General features: G+C 62.4%; 24 protein-coding genes. 15 read left to right on the plus strand and 9 right to left on the minus strand.

Features of this window, described 5'->3' with window-relative positions; all coding sequences use genetic code 11:
• Positions 1-188: 188 nt before the first annotated feature.
• Together J2T23_RS02960 and J2T23_RS02965 are read right to left on the minus strand one after the other, a co-directional pair.
• A complete protein-coding gene (locus tag J2T23_RS02960; protein WP_307356983.1) occupies positions 189-848 on the minus strand; it encodes a recombinase family protein in 660 nt (219 codons plus the stop codon).
• Positions 849-1034: 186 nt separating this feature from the next.
• Positions 1035-3977 (minus strand): AfsR/SARP family transcriptional regulator, encoded by a 2943-nt coding sequence (locus J2T23_RS02965; RefSeq protein ID WP_307356986.1) that lies wholly within the window; start codon positions 3975-3977, stop codon positions 1035-1037.
• A 273-nt stretch (positions 3978-4250) separates the two neighbouring features.
• Between J2T23_RS02965 and J2T23_RS02970 the strand changes: the two genes are divergently transcribed.
• The 9 genes from J2T23_RS02970 to J2T23_RS03010 all read left to right on the plus strand — a co-directional run bounded on the left by J2T23_RS02970 (position 4251) and on the right by J2T23_RS03010 (position 8213).
• Positions 4251-4373 carry a hypothetical protein gene (locus J2T23_RS02970; protein WP_307356989.1) on the plus strand — a complete coding sequence of 41 codons (123 nt, stop codon included), beginning with the start codon at positions 4251-4253 and terminating at the stop codon, positions 4371-4373.
• Positions 4374-4400: 27 nt separating this feature from the next.
• Positions 4401-4523 (plus strand): hypothetical protein, encoded by a 123-nt coding sequence (locus J2T23_RS02975; RefSeq protein ID WP_307356992.1) that lies wholly within the window; start codon positions 4401-4403, stop codon positions 4521-4523.
• A gap of 35 nt (positions 4524-4558) precedes the next feature.
• On the plus strand, positions 4559-4684 hold the full coding sequence (locus J2T23_RS02980; protein ID WP_307356995.1) for a hypothetical protein: 126 nt from the start codon (positions 4559-4561) through the stop codon (positions 4682-4684).
• 61 nt (positions 4685-4745) lie between these two features.
• The gene (locus J2T23_RS02985; RefSeq protein ID WP_307356998.1) at positions 4746-4877 is read left to right on the plus strand and encodes a hypothetical protein; all 132 of its coding nucleotides are present in this window, start codon (positions 4746-4748) and stop codon (positions 4875-4877) included.
• A gap of 52 nt (positions 4878-4929) precedes the next feature.
• On the plus strand, positions 4930-5052 hold the full coding sequence (locus tag J2T23_RS02990) for a hypothetical protein (protein WP_307357001.1): 123 nt from the start codon (positions 4930-4932) through the stop codon (positions 5050-5052).
• Positions 5052-6179 carry a tetratricopeptide repeat protein gene (locus J2T23_RS02995; protein ID WP_307357004.1) on the plus strand — a complete coding sequence of 376 codons (1128 nt, stop codon included), beginning with the start codon at positions 5052-5054 and terminating at the stop codon, positions 6177-6179. The genes J2T23_RS02990 and J2T23_RS02995 overlap by 1 nt, the downstream gene beginning before the upstream one ends.
• 120 nt (positions 6180-6299) lie before the next feature.
• Complete coding sequence (locus tag J2T23_RS03000) at positions 6300-6527, plus strand: hypothetical protein (protein ID WP_307357006.1); 228 nt, start codon at positions 6300-6302, stop codon at positions 6525-6527.
• A 69-nt stretch (positions 6528-6596) separates the two neighbouring features.
• Entirely contained in the window at positions 6597-7316 is a 720-nt protein-coding gene (locus J2T23_RS03005; protein ID WP_307357009.1) for a DUF6994 family protein, read from the plus strand.
• 93 nt (positions 7317-7409) lie between these two features.
• A complete protein-coding gene (locus tag J2T23_RS03010) occupies positions 7410-8213 on the plus strand; it encodes a BRCT domain-containing protein (RefSeq protein ID WP_307357012.1) in 804 nt (267 codons plus the stop codon).
• Positions 8214-8572: 359 nt separating this feature from the next.
• Here the strand turns inward: J2T23_RS03010 and J2T23_RS03015 are convergent, their stop codons facing one another.
• Positions 8573-8836: a hypothetical protein gene (locus J2T23_RS03015; protein WP_307357015.1), complete on the minus strand. Its 264-nt coding sequence runs from the start codon at positions 8834-8836 to the stop codon at positions 8573-8575.
• Positions 8837-9150: 314 nt separating this feature from the next.
• Between J2T23_RS03015 and J2T23_RS03020 the strand changes: the two genes are divergently transcribed.
• Entirely contained in the window at positions 9151-9894 is a 744-nt protein-coding gene (locus J2T23_RS03020) for a GAF and ANTAR domain-containing protein (RefSeq protein ID WP_307357018.1), read from the plus strand.
• A gap of 43 nt (positions 9895-9937) precedes the next feature.
• Here J2T23_RS03020 and J2T23_RS03025 read toward each other — a convergent pair whose 3' ends face one another.
• On the minus strand, positions 9938-10186 hold the full coding sequence (locus J2T23_RS03025; RefSeq protein WP_307357021.1) for a hypothetical protein: 249 nt from the start codon (positions 10184-10186) through the stop codon (positions 9938-9940).
• Between the two features lie 146 nt (positions 10187-10332).
• Here J2T23_RS03025 and J2T23_RS03030 point away from each other — a divergent pair, with 146 nt between their 5' ends.
• On the plus strand, positions 10333-10503 hold the full coding sequence (locus J2T23_RS03030; protein WP_307357024.1) for a hypothetical protein: 171 nt from the start codon (positions 10333-10335) through the stop codon (positions 10501-10503).
• A 16-nt stretch (positions 10504-10519) separates the two neighbouring features.
• Positions 10520-11173 carry a helicase associated domain-containing protein gene (locus J2T23_RS03035; RefSeq protein WP_307357027.1) on the plus strand — a complete coding sequence of 218 codons (654 nt, stop codon included), beginning with the start codon at positions 10520-10522 and terminating at the stop codon, positions 11171-11173.
• Here J2T23_RS03035 and J2T23_RS03040 read toward each other — a convergent pair.
• The 3 genes from J2T23_RS03040 to J2T23_RS03050 all read right to left on the minus strand — a co-directional run bounded on the left by J2T23_RS03040 (position 11170) and on the right by J2T23_RS03050 (position 12695).
• Complete coding sequence (locus J2T23_RS03040) at positions 11170-11439, minus strand: hypothetical protein (protein WP_307357030.1); 270 nt, start codon at positions 11437-11439, stop codon at positions 11170-11172. The genes J2T23_RS03035 and J2T23_RS03040 overlap by 4 nt on opposite strands.
• 171 nt (positions 11440-11610) lie before the next feature.
• Positions 11611-12192, minus strand: a complete 582-nt coding sequence (locus J2T23_RS03045) for an NADPH-dependent FMN reductase (RefSeq protein ID WP_307357035.1) — start codon at positions 12190-12192, stop codon at positions 11611-11613.
• A gap of 104 nt (positions 12193-12296) precedes the next feature.
• Complete coding sequence (locus J2T23_RS03050) at positions 12297-12695, minus strand: DUF4259 domain-containing protein (RefSeq protein ID WP_307357036.1); 399 nt, start codon at positions 12693-12695, stop codon at positions 12297-12299.
• A gap of 168 nt (positions 12696-12863) precedes the next feature.
• Between J2T23_RS03050 and J2T23_RS03055 the strand changes: the two genes are divergently transcribed.
• Both J2T23_RS03055 and J2T23_RS03060 read left to right on the plus strand, forming a co-directional pair.
• A complete protein-coding gene (locus J2T23_RS03055; protein ID WP_307357039.1) occupies positions 12864-13583 on the plus strand; it encodes an alpha/beta fold hydrolase in 720 nt (239 codons plus the stop codon).
• 94 nt (positions 13584-13677) lie between these two features.
• Positions 13678-14391, plus strand: coding sequence for a DUF4386 domain-containing protein (locus J2T23_RS03060; RefSeq protein ID WP_307357042.1), 714 nt, complete (start codon positions 13678-13680; stop codon positions 14389-14391).
• Here J2T23_RS03060 and J2T23_RS03065 read toward each other — a convergent pair.
• Positions 14369-14686: a hypothetical protein gene (locus J2T23_RS03065; RefSeq protein WP_307357044.1), complete on the minus strand. Its 318-nt coding sequence runs from the start codon at positions 14684-14686 to the stop codon at positions 14369-14371. The genes J2T23_RS03060 and J2T23_RS03065 overlap by 23 nt on opposite strands.
• 193 nt (positions 14687-14879) lie before the next feature.
• Here J2T23_RS03065 and J2T23_RS03070 point away from each other — a divergent pair, with 193 nt between their 5' ends.
• Positions 14880-15503, plus strand: coding sequence for a hypothetical protein (locus J2T23_RS03070; protein WP_307357047.1), 624 nt, complete (start codon positions 14880-14882; stop codon positions 15501-15503).
• A gap of 345 nt (positions 15504-15848) precedes the next feature.
• Here J2T23_RS03070 and J2T23_RS03075 read toward each other — a convergent pair whose 3' ends face one another.
• Entirely contained in the window at positions 15849-16106 is a 258-nt protein-coding gene (locus J2T23_RS03075; RefSeq protein WP_307357050.1) for a helix-turn-helix domain-containing protein, read from the minus strand.
• Between the last annotated feature and the right edge of the window lie 32 nt (positions 16107-16138).

Raw genomic sequence — 16138 nt, forward strand, 5'->3', positions numbered from 1 at the left:
CCCTTGCACACCGGCCAGCGCCATATTCGCCGTCTGATCACCTGGCTTCCGCTGAGTTGCCATGGCCTAACTCTATTCCTCACCAATGGCTATGAGGTCGCGGTCATCCAGGCAAAGTAAAAGACACCACCGCCCACGCCGACTCATCATGTATGTGGAGAACGACCGATTATCGGGACAGGCTTCGCTCAGCTGCGGGGTGCCGGCTCGTGCCGCTGGCCGGCGTACTTGGATGCGCCGCGGCGGGCCTTGACCGGGCCGGCCACTGGGCCTTCAGCACCAAACTGCTTCAGGTACCGGTACATCGTTGCCTTGGACCAGTTCACGGCCTCGGCCGCCTCGACGGAGGACTTTCCTTCCGCCATGAGCTGCCGGCACAGCCGGACCTTGGTCTCCACGGTTTCCGCTTTGGGCGCCGGCTTGCCGAACTGGACGCCGCGGGCCTTCGCCGCCATGACCCCGGCGCGGACCCTCTCGTTGATGAGCTCGCGCTCGTACTCGGCCAGGGTGGCGAACAGGCCCAGCTGGAGCCGGCCGTGGGGTGTCGAGGGATCGACTCCGTCCATGATGGAGTTCAGCCGGATCCCCCGGGAGATGATGTCGTTGACCGTGTTGACGACATCGACCAGGGACCTGCCCAGGCGGTCGATACGGCAGCAATATATCTCGTCCCCGTCCCGGGCGTACTCGAGCAGCTTCGCCATTTGTGGTCGCTCCCGTGCCGACTTCGCGCCCGACATCTCGTCGACGAAGATCTTGTCCTCGGCCACGCCGGCGGCGATCAGCGCCTCGACCTGCATGGCCGCGTTCTGGTCTCCGGTGCTGATGCGCGCGTACCCAAGTTTCATGCCTGCCCCCCGCTCTGTCTTGTCTTGCGAGTCCTTAAGAAGTTTCGAGACGACCCGATGAGACAGACTGTACGAGACAGCTGCGACAAAGAAACCGCGGGATTTCGGGGCAGAGGAGCAGTTCCCTCTTAACTAGAGTTCGTGAGACAGTGCAGGGCGGCTTTGCCGGCTTGCGGCTATGACAGGCTAAACCCAGGGCGCCGCGGTCTGGGTTTCGATTGTCGGCCCAATGCGCGAACCGTCATCAACGGGAGATCTATCGACCGGACCTGCATTCGAGTCGAGCACCTGTTGAAGTGCTTGGCTGATGCTGAGCGACTGACCTTCACTCCATGCCAATCCGAAGCGAACTGGACCCGCCCCGGCCCGGGCTTGAGATTTGTATTGCTCAATGCGTTTATGCTCATCGGCGTTGAGCGGGTGTCCCCTATCGATCCGGTGCGTCTCGGTGGCGGCCAGGATCCGAATGGCTGGTTCAAATCTTCCTTGCTGCACGTACACCCCAGCTAGTGATTCAAGGTATCCCGGGAGGATTCCCTGAGCCCCGAGCTCGGAGGCTAGAGCAATCGCTTCGAAAAGCACGCTCTCAGCGGTATTCACGTCGCCTGCCTTCACCAAGCAGTCGGAGTGGTTCACCAGCGTGATCATTCGCAACCATCTGTCGCCGAGCTCCCTGGCGAGATCCACGCAGTCCCTACTGAGTGGCAATGCTTTGGCATGATCGCCCAGGTAGTAGCTGAGAACCTCCTGGACAATTAGGGCGGCGACTTTCGAACGTGCCGAAGCGTTGGGCGATGTCAGCACCTCGTCTGTCATGGTGAAAGCAGTCTCGCTGTCATCCCTCTCCGCGGACTGCACGGCCAGACACAGAGTCTCCCAGGCCACCCCGGAGTCATTTCCACTGCGACGGAACGCGTCGAGTGAGCGCCGGTGATATTCAGTGGCCTGAGCATTTTGGCCCGTGAGCCAGCACATTGTGGCCGCTCCGCTGAGCGCCGGACCAAGCAGTTCGTCCGGTGTGCCGGACGCTTTGTCGACGACGTCGCAGGCGATCCGGCAGGGGTTGGCAACGTCTTCGGTCAGCTCCCAGTAGTGCCAGAGATGCCCTACAAACCTCAGTGCTATTGGGATCGAGCCCCCGGGGCCCGCGGCCCACGACAACGCCGCCCGCAGTTCCAGTGCGTCATCCTGCAACCGTCGGAGAGCCTCTACCTGTTCAGGCCCCCACAGCAGCGGCGCCGTCTCCTCCACCAGTCTGAGGTAATACTCAGCGTGCAGACGCCGAACCGGGGCCTCCCCGTTCATTGCGAGCCGGTCGCGGGCGTATTCCCGAATGGTCTGCAGTAAGGAGACGCGGCTTGTCCCTGATGCAACTTCCCGCAGGCGCAGGAGGCTGTGCCGGGCTAAGCCTTCCAAGCCTTGGACGGTGCCGTCGGCCGGATCCATGACGGCGGCCACGGCTTCCACCGTCGGATCCGCAGCGAAGACGCCAAGACGTTCAAAAATTTGAGCTTTGTGATCATCAAGCAGCTGGTAGCTCCAGCTGATCGCCGCGGCCAGCGTTTGCTGTCTCTCCGGAAGATCACGCAAGGCGGGTGGAAGCCCCACGATGCTTGCCTCTAGTTCACCGAGCAACTGGTCTTCAGTGCGGCTCCTCAAGCGGGCGGCTGCAAGTTCCAGGGCTAGGGGAAGCCCGTCCAGTTTGCGGCAAAGCAGCGGCACTACAGCTGCGTTGTGCTCGTCGAGGACGTAGTCCCGCCTGACGGCTCTTCCGCGGTCAAGGAAGAATTTTACGGACGGCACCTCCCGCAACTCCTTGACAGCCTGCGGCGCGTCAAGTTTGGGCAGCGCCAGCGGGTTGAGCTGGAATTCGTGCTCCGCCCGCAGCTCCAGCGGGCGTCGGCTGGTCACCAAGAGTTTCAGATGCCGTGAGGCTGTCAGAATGTGTTGGGGGACGCCCCATGCCGCATCCAGGTGTTCGAAGTTGTCGAGGATCAGCAGGATGCGCCGCTGACGCAGAAAGTATGAAACTGCCTTCAAGGGGTCTTCGCCGTCGAGGGTGGCGATGCCAAGCTCCGACGCGAGGGCTGCCGGTACTTGACCTGGTTCAGTCAGCGGGGCCAGGTCCACCCAGCAGACCCCGTCCGGAATTCTTGATTTCAGAGCCTCGGCGGCGGCGAGGGCAAGCCGGGTCTTCCCGGTTCCGCCCGTGCCGGTAATCGTTACGAGACGCGCCGTTCCCCCATCAAGTAAGCCTGTCAGTGATTTCAGTTCGTCCTGCCGTCCGACGAGTGGTGTCGGGGCCGCAGGCAGGTTGTCGAATCGGTCCTGATGTTGTTGGCCAGCCATTGTGGGCGGTAACAGGGATGGATCCTGCCTCAAAACATGCTGTTCCAGCGCCTCCAAACTGGGGCCGGGTGCAATGCCGAGGTCGTTCAGAAGGATCCGTCGCGCCCTTCGACACGCGGCCAGCGCATCTGCTTGGCGACCGCACCGGTAGAGGCACAGGACATAGGACTGCCAGAGTCGTTCGCGGTATGGTTCCCGTGTTACAGCAGTCTGCAGGTCAGCGACGATGACGTCATGGCGTCCCAGTGCAAGCTCAAGATCAAAGTAGTTCTGCTGAGCGTTGAGACGGCCTTCGTCCAACCTGTCCAGGTCAGCCCTCACGGCATCGACGCCATCCAGGTCGGGCAAGACGGGTCCACGGAACAGACCGACAGCCATTCTCATGTGCTCGGAGCCGCCGCTCAGGTCCCCGGATTCTGCAGCTCGTTCCCCGGCTTCAACCTCCTCGAAGAACTCGAGAAGGTCCAGCTCGTTGCTGGCTACGGACAATTCGTAGCCTCCGGGCCGAGTCCTCAGTGGGCTGACGTCAGCCTCTGCCGCCTTTCCCGGGCCCATCAGGCGTCTCAGATGGGCGATGTATACCTGCAGTTGAGGGATGGGTTTGCTGGGCGGACGGTCTGCCCACAGGGCATCGACCAAAAAGTCCGAAGTCACGACCGTGTTGGCCCGCAGAGCCAAGCAGCCCAGGACCACACGCTGTTGCCTCGCCTTAATCGGTGCAGGGCCCCCGTCGACGGTGAGTTCCAATGGGCCAAGCACGCCGATCCGCAGAGCGTTCACTGGGTACTCCCAAGAATGTCTGGCCCGGTCCCCAACTGCCCTGACAAACGTGCCGCCACGGCCCTTCATACCGCGAGCTAGTCCTTCAGCCACATCATGCTCCCGCCCGGGCGACAACGTCTATACCTGGACAGAAGGGTGATCCATGCTCCTGATGTGAGTTCAAAGACAACCGCCCCCACGAGGACCAAGTGGCCGGTTAAGAGCCGGTTAAGGCCACAGCGCCATTCTTTAAACACGAAGAAAGCAATGGAATACAAGGGAGAACCGATCATGAAGACCATCAAGCGCCTCACCTGGGCCGTGGCCGCCGCACTCGGCATTGCCGCAACCTCTGCCGGTCCCAGTTTCGCCGGCGTCATGTTCAATCACACAGAGTTTTTACATACCCGCTAATTCGCATTACCTCAAGGAGTGCTGATCATGAAGACCATCAAGCGCCTCGTCTGGGTAGCAGCCGCCACGCTCGGAATCGCCGCAGCGGCCGCCGGCCCCGCAATGGCAGGAACGATGATCAACCACACCGAGCCTTTCCAGCGCACGTGACGCCCCGTCGGGCCCTACTTCAAGGAGCGCTGGCCATGAAGACCATCACCCCCCTCGTCTGGGTCGTGGCCGCCACACTCGGACTCGCCGCAGCAACCGCCGGCCCCAGCTTCGCCGGCGTCGCAATCAATCACACAGAAACTTTTCAAGGCCGGCAGTGAACACCGGAATACAAACCAAACCAACCACAGAATACGAAACAGAATAAGAAAAGGAATCATCATGAAGACCATCAAGCGCCTGTTCTGGACAGCAGCAGCAACACTCGGCGTCGCCGCTGCAGCCGCGGTTTCGGCTGCACCTGCAATTGCCGGTACACGGCTGAACCACACCGAACTCTTCGCCGGACGGTAGCGTCACCGGCTCAGCCGAATGGCGTCACCAGGGCCAACAAAAGGAGCCGATCATGAAGACTATCAGGCGTCTATTCTGGGCAGCAGCGGCAGCACTTGGCATCGCCGCAGCGTCCGCCGCTCCCAGCTTTGCCGGGCTCATGTTCAACCACACAGAGAACCTCGCGGGCCACTGATGTCCGGACTGACAGCAAGGATCAGGGCCAGACGCCTCAGCCGTCTGGCCCTTCAGTCATGGAAGCACGGTGACGTCGAAGCAGCGAACCGGTTCGCCCAACGGGTCGATGCCGTCATGACCAGACGAAATGTCGACCTGAAAGATGCCGTCATCCAAGTCGACGCTCTGCTGACAAGGGCCAACGTCGCATCACGGGTCGCTGACCACGCCACGGCCGCTCAACTTCTGGGTTCAGCCGTGGCCATGCTTGAAAGCCACCCGGCATCCGCAACCCGTGACTTGTGGCTGGCTGAGACGCTTACCCGTAATGGCGACAGCCTGCGCCTTGCCGGGCAACATGCTGACGCACGACAGGCCTTCGACAAAGTTTTCGGCTTGGATAACTGGGACGAATTGGAACCACTCCGCAAAGCAGCTGCCCTCAACGCGGCAGGCATCCTCTGCAAGGACACTGGCCGATACCAGGACGCGTGCAGCTATTATGCCCTTGCACTCCGACGGACAACGGACGCCTTGGGAGCCGACGACACTGAAGTCGCGGCCATCCTCCACAACCTGGCTGGGCTCGCACATGTTCAAGGCAACTACGACGAAGCCGAACCGCACATTCGCAGAGCATTGGAGATTCGCCACAGAAACGCCCCCTCCAATATCGCAGGGATCGCAGCCGACTTGTCGGTGCTCGGGGCTGTGCTCGCCGGCCAAGGCAGACTGGTCGACGCCGAAACCTGTATTAGCGAAGCACTCCGAGTCTGGACCGATCTGTACGGCCCGAACCACTACGAGATAGCCGTACAGCTGAACAACCTCGCCGGCATCCAGCTGCAGACAGGGAGACAAGGCGAGGCGGAGTCGAACTATAAACGAGCACTCAGCATTAAGCGGCGCGTCCTCGGTCAGGACCATCCAGAGGTTGGATCGCTGCTGAACAATCTTGCCTCTTTGGAAGCGGACCTCAACCGCTATTCATCAGCAGCTAAACACTATGACCAAGCCCTCGCGATCCTGGAGCAAGCTCTCGGCATAGAGCATCCCAACACCCAGGCCTGCGCCACCAACCGGAACCGACTCCGTCGGAACGACACTGACCCCGAGTGGCCCGGCAAAGCGAGAGAATCATGTTGATGTCGTTCTCTCCTGTGTCTGCGGCCTTGCACGCGGGGCGTTCGGACAGACGGAACCGCTGGTTCTGAATCTTCCCGGCAAGATGGCTGAAAGAGGGCGGTTTATCGGTAAAGTACAGCCATGCCAACATGCACCCACTGTGGATCAGAATTCGACGTCGATGAAGCGCGCGCAGCGGTGAGTGACGAGTACGACGGAGACATCGACTACGACGAGGAGATGGAAGGCGAGGTCTGCGGAGACTGCTCCATCTCAAAATTTGACTCAGACATCAACGTCGGCCGAGCCATCATGATGATGAACGGGGACGAGGACTACGACGAGGATCACGTCGAGACGTACTTGTAACGACTCGGCGGCCATGGACGTTGGCTGCCACGTCGTAACGGCAGAGCCAGACGAGCAGGGGGACACCGGATGGAACATAAGAAGGCGATGTGCGTTGACACGAACTTTGACGTCAACTCTGATTCGCGAGGGAAAGACCCGGACAAGTACAGCCAGACCTTGAAGGACTACCACCAGAAGCTGTGGAGCAAGGATCTGCCCTGCGGAAACGGGCGTTTCGATCTGGCACCAGAAGGAAACGCATACCTTGTGCACAGGTCCTCGAACGGTGTCTTCTTCATGGCCAGCGACGCCATCACCACCAGGCTAAAGAAGCGGGCGCGGCACATCATCGAGAAGATTCCGCCGGAGGACCTGCCGGAGTGGCCCGGATACACGGTCGGAAGCTCTATCGTTTTCCCGGGTAACAAGGTTGACGGGAAGATGACCATCAACGGAGCGCGAGGATTCAGCGGCAAGATCGCTGACCGTTTCGACCTGACCTTGGAGTGCATCAAGCGCTACTACGAGGGCCGCCAGGAGTGGAGTCCCCTCGAAAAGGTCCTAGGCAGATACGACCAATTCTTCACCCTATTCTGCGACTTCAACGGTTACGTCGACTTTTTCCTGCTGCAGGACCTTCTGAAGACCGACGGGAATATCGACTACTTCCACGACTTCAAAGACTTCAGAACCTCGGCGGTCCCGCAAGACGAGGTCCAGTACCTTAAGTACCTGGCCAAGAGCAACGACTTCATCAGTGCTCGCAATGCCAGGATCAGGGCACAATTCTGCGAGGATCCCGACTAACTGACAGCAGTCACGGCTTCGAAGCTGACGTAACATGTGCGCCGCACGGCTTCGCTGCTTGCCTCCGCAAGTCTCTACCGCTTTGATCACTTCATGACGAACGAATGGGTGTACGACCTGCGGGGCAAGGAAGTTGTCTTCACCGGGAAGTTCAAGGACTACATAAAAGCCGACTTGGCGAAGATAGCCCGTGACCTCGGAGCACGGAACGTGTCGGGCTGGGTCAACCAGTCCACCACGGACGTTTTGGTCCGCGGCCAGAGCTCGGCGTGGAAGTACGGGGACTTCGGCGAACGGGAAGAGCAGGTGGCTCGCATGCAGGCAGCAGGTCATCCCATTCAGCTCATTGACGAAGCGGGCTTTCATGGTCTTCGCTCGCACTACCCAGCACCGGCACTGGAGCCACACGTGCCCAAAGCCCGAGCGCGTGCGAACGCAACGGAAGGCGGCGCAGTGGGCGCCCCTTACAGGTCAGGGACTTTCTCGGAACCCCTAAAAAGCGACGGCGACGTGTACCGTGACCCGGACATCATGGAACGGGGCCTCAAAGCTCACTCACACACGCAGGACAAGCTGGCTGACCTCCTGTTGGAGCGCGGCCTCACGCCACTGTCTCCATTCGACAAGAGTTGCAACTTCGATTTGGCCTGGCGCTTCGAGGATGGCACCGTCGGTATCGCGGAAGTGAAGAGCAACACCGCGGAGAACGAAGCTTTTCAAGTCCGGCATGGGCTCGGTCAAGTTCTGGACTACGGCCACCGGATGGCGCTTCGAGGCTTCCGCCCTAAGCGCTACCTCGTCCTGGAGCGAAAGACCCAGGACAGCCACTGGCGCGACCTTTGTGCCGCCCACGATGTAACCCTGACTTGGGGGCAATTCTTCCCGAACGTCTTCTAACGCAGGCGTGTCACGTGCAGGGCGCCCTCTGACCCGCCGGCGGGGCCTCCCCCGCCGCTCCCGGCGGCTGCAGCTCAACGACGGGGTCATTGTCTAGCTCAGGAAGACGCGGGTCAGGCGCAGCGGATTACACATTCATGGCGGTTCCGCTACGAATAAGCAATGGCTTGCCAACCTAACTATCAGCATGCTTATGATGGACACATCGGATGGGGATCCGGTTGTGAGGGGAAACGAAAAGGGTGCGCTCAGCGAACGGGGCGCACCCTTTCCCGTGTGAGGTGACGTTGCCCCCAGGGTCACCGGCCTTCCAATAGGGGCATTTGTCCGCGCGTGTCGAGGCGCCGTACCTGGTGGGGCTATTCGAACAGTTCCACGCGCGGTTCGCCCTGGACGCCGCTGCGCTGCAAGGCATCCCTGAGGTCTTCTCTGCCGAAGAACGCCTTGGCGGTCTCGACATCGTTGAAATGGTGGATGACGAGGATGTTGTTGGGGTCATCAACCATCCGGTGTACCGATTCCTGGGTTACCCCGCCTTCCTTCTGCATGTCGGCGACGGAGTCATAGACCTTGCGCCAGGCGTCGTAGTCGGCGACGCGGTGCACAACGAGTGCGACAGCCATGATGCATCTCCTTTCGAAGGTGCCGCGTTCCCTGTTCCGGGGCTTGTGCCCGACCCGAGAGCGCGCCGGTCGGGGTGGCGCGTGCACCTTTGTCCACGGCGGCCCCTATTAGGGCCGTCACTGGCTGTGCTACTCCACCCCCGCAGCGGTGTCAACGAGCCGTTGACGGGGCACCGGGGACCATCGGGGAAACCTACTGGTCACGGCGGCAACGGCGGCGCATACTCAAGGGACAGCCGCCCGCGCTGCGCAGCCGTCCCGTTGGTGTCCAGGAGGGCCTCACTGCCAGGGCCCGACATGGAAGAGGCCCAGGCATGGCCGACGAGAACTCTCCACCGTCCCCGGAGCTCCTCGTCGACCATTTGCAGGACCTGGTGCTTAGAACCCAGGACGTGCAGGAGATGCTCGATGAGCTCGCCCATTTCTCCGCGGTCACGCTAACCGACCCGGCCACGGCGTTCTGCAGCATCACGCTCATCCAACAGAAGAAACCCGTGACCGTGGCACGGAGCGACGACCACGCCATCCGCCTGGACGAGAGCCAGTACGTCGCCGGCGACGGCCCCTGCCTCTCGGCCATCGGCCAGCAGGCAGTGGTCCACCTGCCGGATGTGAACAGAGAGGACAGGTGGCCCCGGTTCACCGCCGCGGCGCAGGAAGCGCATGTAGGGTCCACCCTCTCCGTTCCGCTCATCCTGGAGGGAGAGGCGAAGGCGGGGCTGAACCTGTACTCGACACGTTCCCATGGCTTCACCACCGGTGACATCGCCCTGGTCGAAACGTACTCGTACCACGCCTCGAAGGCCCTCCGCCTGGCCGTGCGGATCAGCCAGCTCGCCGAAGCAAAGGACCATCTCATGGCCGCCCTGGAGTCACGGACCACCATTGACCTCGCCACCGGCGCCATCATGGCCCAGAACCGGTGCAACCAGGACACGGCCATGAAGATCCTGAAGATCGCCTCGAGTACCCGGAACGTTAAACTCCGCGATGTCGCCGCCTCAGTGGTCGCATCCATCTCCCATGACCCGGAGGTCCGGACGCACTTCGACGCGTAGCGGACGGGAAAACCGGCGGATCGCTCCCGGGTCCGTGCCCACCTCACGGCCGGCGGAGGTCCCCATCCCAGGGCCCGGGGGTCGTCCACCCGCCCGATGCTGTGAAGGCAGCCGTCACGACGCCCTCCCCAAATGCCGGGCCTTCACCCTGGGTGTACCGCAGCACCGCCCTGAGGCACTCCAGTCCTTGCAGGGACTGCTTCGCTTTGGACAGGGCATCATGGAAGGTCAGGGAGTGGATGCTTGCCCGGCCGACACTGTGCAGGGTCAGGTACTCAAGGAAGTACGTCATACCAGCAGGCTGACAGGTCAGCGACCGAAGGTGCAGGGCCCTTCGTCCCCCGCCTTTTCCCTGATGCCCATCTTCGCTGCAACCGGGGCATCGACGTTGGGCCCAGCTCGCGTACCCTAGGGTCCAACGACTACTTGGGGGTAGCAATGTTTAGTCTCAGTCCTGCCGTTGGCATCCTGGGTATCCTGTACGCCATCTTCACCGTCGTCGTGGCTGGCTTGGCGGCGTACGCCCTGGTCCTGGCCATCGTGTTCCTCCGGCTGCGGATCGCCGAGCTGAAACGGGCCGAGCGCCCCCGAGGCGGCTCGCCGGAATGACTTCGCGAACCAGCTGATGAGCCAGGCGAGGCGCAGCGCCCCGGACGCGGAGTGGGTATTGATGTACCGCAGCGGCATTCCGGGGCCGAAGATCGCCGCGGTCGTCGGTGCCGCAGAGACGACCGTCCGCTACCATCTGGCGGTCGCCGCCCGGCAGGATCCCGGCATCCGGACGGCCCACCAGGCCGCCCTCTCCCCGCGCCAGCGCTTGACGGCCCCCGGCCAACGGAACCTGGACGACATCCTGGCACTCTATGCAACCGAGGGCCGTCTGCCGGCCAGGGACGGCACCGACCGGGAACGGGCATTGGCCACGTGGCTGCAGAGGCGCCGGAAAGAGGCCGCGGACGGGGACCTCTCCCCCATCTGCGCCCACGCCCTGGACACAATTCCCGGCTGGCGGGACCAGGCCACCAAGCGGGATGCCGACGAGGCTCGCTGGAAGCAGCGCCTTGGCGAACTGGCCGCCTATCTGGCTGCCGGGAACGAGCTCCCGCGGCATAACAAGACCGACGACCAGGAAGAACGCACCCTGGGCGTCTGGCTGCACACCCAGCGCATCACCCTCCGGGCCGGGAAACTCACCCCGGTCAGGGAGAAGCAGCTGAACGAGACCGTCGCCGGCTGGCGGCAAGGGCGGCCGCGGCGGGGTGCGAACAGCCGCCGTTAGGACCGGTCGGCGTTGGGTGTCGTCAGCTCCGGCAGATCGCCCGCGAAGACCGTCCGCGGGTCAAGGCCCACTGCCTCCAGGATGGCCCGGGCAATGGCAGGCGCGTGTTCGGCCCGGTATTCCACACGTGCCGTGACCCCGTCAGCCTGCTCAATCTGGATTGAAGCCTCGACTCCCCCGCGCGGGACTGGCCGCCATATATCCAAGTGGTCCTCCTGAATGAAAGTGTCCCGGTGGCGGTGCACAAAGAAGTCCTCGGCGGCCATGATCGTCCTCTCCTTAAATGGGCAAGAGAGAACTATAAGCACGCCACCGGACCGACCGCCATAGCGGCTCGACCGCTCTGAAAATCCAGTCCGTTTGGGGTCTTGGACCAATCCGCGGCCCGGATCAGTCTTGTGCCCATGGGCGGAGAATCATTGCCGAAGTAGGTCGTTTCAGTCCGCGGCGGTGCGGCCGGCGGCGAGCGTCGTGGCCCACCAGGCCAGCCCTTCAGCCAGGGCTGTGAGACGGCCTTCGAGGGGCTCGAACACGCTGAAGTCAGCCGGGTCATTGGACCGGAACGCCGGACGAATGACGTCGGGCAGGATGTGCACAGCCTGACGGATTGGTGCCATGTCCAGCTCCACAGCCACCATTCTCAGCTGTTCGATCACCCGGGCGCCGCCGACGCCGCCCCAGCCCACGAAAGCAACCGGTTTGCGCTGCCACTCGAGGAAGGTGTGATCAATGGCGTTCTTCAGCACGGCAGGGTAGCCGTGGTTGTACTCCCCGGTCAGGACGACGAACCCGTCGGCCTCATCCAGCTTCCGACCCAGGCGGGCCATGTCCTCCGTCGGGTAATTGCGCCCGGTGACTGAGGGTGGCTTCTGGTCGAAGAAGGGCAGTGGGTAATCACGAAGGTCCAGCAGTTCCACGTCGAGGCCATGCTCGGCAAGCCGCTGCATCACCCATGGTGCAACCCGTTCGCCGAAGCGGCCGGTCCTGGTTGTTCCCATGATGACGTGAATCTTTGTCACGGGGCACCTCCAACCTTCCCAGCGGTCACTATCAAGAACGCCTTCGTGGCTTCCCACATTCCAGGGGAGAGGGCGCGCGCTGGCCCCAGCTTTAGTGAAGCCAGCTACCGCAGCCCCGCCCGCAGCCGCTCCGTAAGGTCATCGAGGGATTCGCGCCATTCGGGTTCGTCGGCGTCGTCCCACAGCTGGGCCAGCTCTGACTTCTCCCCGGCCACCCGGTCGACCGCTTCCACGGCCATCTCCACGTCCTCGGCGGTGATCTCAAGCCGGTGTGCGGTTACCCAGTCGGTGACGTTCTCCGGCAGGTCGCCCAGCGGGTTTCCTTGGCTGGCCGCGGTCACCTCGGCGGCGGCGAGGGCAATGGCCCCGTCCGGCGCCTCCACGTACCGGTCCCCGGCCTTCGCCAGGGCTTGGCGGATGACGTCCGCCCCGCCGGCTTCGAGTTCCTCCAGCCAGTCCAGCGCGTCGTCGTTCTCAAACGGCAGGTAACCCCATGCGCCCATCGTCGTCCCTCTCGATGTCAATTGTGTTGGCACCAATATGGCAGATCCGCACTCATCGCCGAGCAAGTAAGCATCCGAAACGTTCGGGCGTTTCACCCGCAACCTCGTCCCCCAAATCAGGGTCCCTTGGCTCTTGAAAGGAACTGTGGCGGGGACCAGTCTTTTCCCATGAACGGAGAATCATTGCCGCAGGGCGTCGTTCTGGTCCACGGCCTGTGGGGCGTTCCGGAAGACTGGACCTGGGTCAGGCGGGAGCTCGAACGCAGGCACCCGGATGTCCACGTGGAGGTACCGGACCTGCCTTCGCACCGTCTCCCGGACGCGGGGCTGCTGGCTGACGCAGTCGAAGTGCGCGAAGCAATCGCGGCAAGCCCGGCGCCGACAGTGGTGGTTGGCTGGTCCTATGGCACCGACGTCGTAGGTCTAGCCGCCCATAGCGTGCCGAACGTCGCCCGGCTCGTGTATGTTTCCTCGCCACCGCTGAAGGCCCAGCCGGATGAACGCGATGCCAGCTATGTGGACACGATGGAGCATATGCTCCGTGACGAGCACGGCCGGTTCGTCCTGGACGGCGACTGGTGGCTCGACGAGGACGACGCCGGCCGACGGCTTCCCGACGAAGTCCGCGAGAGTCTGAAGGAGCATCCCCGCCGGTACGCCACGAAGAAGACCCGCACCGATCCGGTCCCGGCCGAGGCCTGGACCGAGATCCCCACGACAGTGCTTCTCGGTGCCCGGGACAACCTGACGGGGGCAGATCAAAGAGCCTGGGCGCGGGAAGCGGTCGCCGATGTCCGGGACATCGACACTGATCACTTTGCCCTCTTCAACCTGCCGGAGCTGGTCGCGGAGGTCATCCTGGAACCGTTGCCTGGACCGGCCAAGTAGGCCAACCGTCCACAGGCCCCTGTCTGCGCTCAACTGCGGGCGGCTAGGCTGTGGCCATTCGCTTGAATGACTGAATACCTCAGATGGGGGACCGTTGGATTCAGCAAGAAAAACCGCGCTCACGGCGGGACTGTTCTACCTCGCTACCTTTGCCAGCTCCATTCCTGCCGTCTTCCTTCTGGGACCGGTGCTGAGCGATCCGAACTACGTCACCAGCACAGGCAATGACACCAGCGTGGTCTGGGGCTGCCTGCTCGACCTGGTCAACGCCGCAGCCTGCGTGGGCACCGCAGTGGCCCTGTTCCCGGTGGTTAGGCGGCAGAATGAGAGCCTCGCGCTGGGCTTCGTCACCTCGCGTATGTTCGAAGCCGCCGTTATCGCAATCGGCGTCGTCAGCCTCCTGGCAGTCGTGACCCTGAGGCAGACAGGAACTTCCGGAACAGACCACAGCTCACTGACCGCCGCCGCCCGGGCACTCGTGGACGTGCGGGACTGGACGTTCCTCATAGGACCCGGAATGGTCCCGGCCATCAATGCTCTGCTGCTGGGCTACCTGCTGTTCCGCTCCCGGCTCGTACCGCGCATCATCCCTGTGATGGGCCTCATCGGCGCCCCGCTACTGCTCATCTCGGCAATAACAACCATGTTCGGCATCAACGACCAGCTTTCCGTCCTGTCGGCGGTTGCTACCCTACCGATCTTCCTCTGGGAACTGTCACTGGGGCTCTACCTGACCTTCAAGGGATTCAAGCCGGCAGCTGTCCTCACCGGCCCTGATTCAAGGCCTACGCCCCCTGACCACCACTAGCCCTTACGGCTTTACTCCGGCGGGTGAAGAAGCGGGCCGGGTCGTCAGCGCCCAGCAAATCGTGATGGAAGGCGATGGCATCCACTGGCCGAGTGTCCACGAACAGGACTGCGACCTCCCGGGAGTGGAGCACGGTGTAGCGGGTGATGCCTTCCACCCAGGAATGGATCCCGGTGAACTCCTCGACGAACAACCCGTCCCCGAGCAGGCCCCGCTCCTGAAGCAGGTCATGGACAAGATTCCAGGCGAGATCCATCAACTCATGGATCGCAGCCTCCACCGTTGGAGCCGTCATTCCTTCATCGTGCTCCCTGGCTGCGACAATGCGGCGGACAATCGCAAGCGTGTCAGGCTCAAAATGCTTCCCGTCACCTGATGCCCGATTTACATGTGCTGGGCTTGAGCAAATCTTTCGGGACTGCGCACACCCCTGCCGATATGATCGCGTCACAGCACAACGCTTTGGGGGCACAATGAGGGCTACAGGTTTGGCAGCACTTCTTCTTGCGGGCGCGATAGCACTGTCTGGTTGCAGCACCGACAAGAACTTTGCGGGTCTCAGCGACGAGCAGCTGGGCGGCCTGTTCCCCACTAAGAGCGAAGTTGCCTCTGCCTTCACAAAAGGCATGTCCCTTCGTAAACCCGAAGTCATACCGAACAGCGCGGTCTCGCCGGTGACGGACGAACGAAACATTCCCAGGGACCTCCCCGAAAGCTGCCGGAACGCATTCCTGGGAACTGACCAATCCAGAGCTGCGGCCGCTTCCAAGAACCGGTCCATAAAAGTGCAAGGCTCCGAGGGCGATTCGAAGATGACCATAGTCCTCAACCAGTTTCCTTCGTCAGCCGACGCCGCTAAGTACATGGACGCCTACGACAGCATCAGCCGGGAGTGTGAGTTCAACACCCGATTCAACCTAGACGTTACAAAGGGCTGGGGCACAAGCACCACCACTTCCACTGGCTACGGCGCAACGGCGGCCTTCCTCAACGTCGCGGATATAACCATGACAGTCGTGATTAGTGGAACACCTGAGAAAGACGCCGAGGCAGCAGTCAAGAAGCTTGCCTCCCTGATGGAGACACGCATAAAGGCAAAACAGCCACAGTAGCGGTCCTCGGTGGAAGGCAGGCCCAAACATCCGCATACATGGGTGACGAGGCTCGCAAGACGAACCTACGAGACCAGCACCGCCAAGGCATGAAGCGGGCTTGCTGCCAGAGGTGAAGTCCTCTGCGGCCGCTCGCCCCGCGTTGCGGCTTCCTTGCGGTCAGGGCGCCTCCCACGCTGCGAATGCAAGTACCGCGCCCAGAATTAAGTCACCGCATATTCATGCCCGAGTGGGTGGCAAGCGTAATGGCGCAAACCGCTACCGAACGCAGGCCCGGAGACAACTGCCGCCACCGTTTTCTCATGGCTAAAATTTGGGCGCGGTCGTGGGCCTCCGCTACGCATCCTAAGCTCCTTCGTCCTCCGAACTCGCATCCTGGAGCTCACCTGCGGCGATCCGTTCGGCGGTGCGCCGGTATGCTTCGGCGATGTAGTCCTCGACGTCCTGCCGGCCGATGCGCCACATGGCGCGGCCACCCACCTGAAAGGCCCGCAACTCCCCTGCCTTGATCAGGGCATGCACCTGGTTCGGCTTCACGTTCAGCTCATCGGCGACTTGGGTGGGCGTCATGAAGCGAAGGGGCTTTTCGGGTTCATCAGTCATCCGGCCATCGTATGTGCGTGTGACGCCAGGGG

This window comes from Pseudarthrobacter niigatensis (assembly GCF_030812615.1).
In the GTDB taxonomy this organism is placed as follows: Bacteria; Actinomycetota; Actinomycetes; order Actinomycetales; family Micrococcaceae; genus Arthrobacter; species Arthrobacter niigatensis.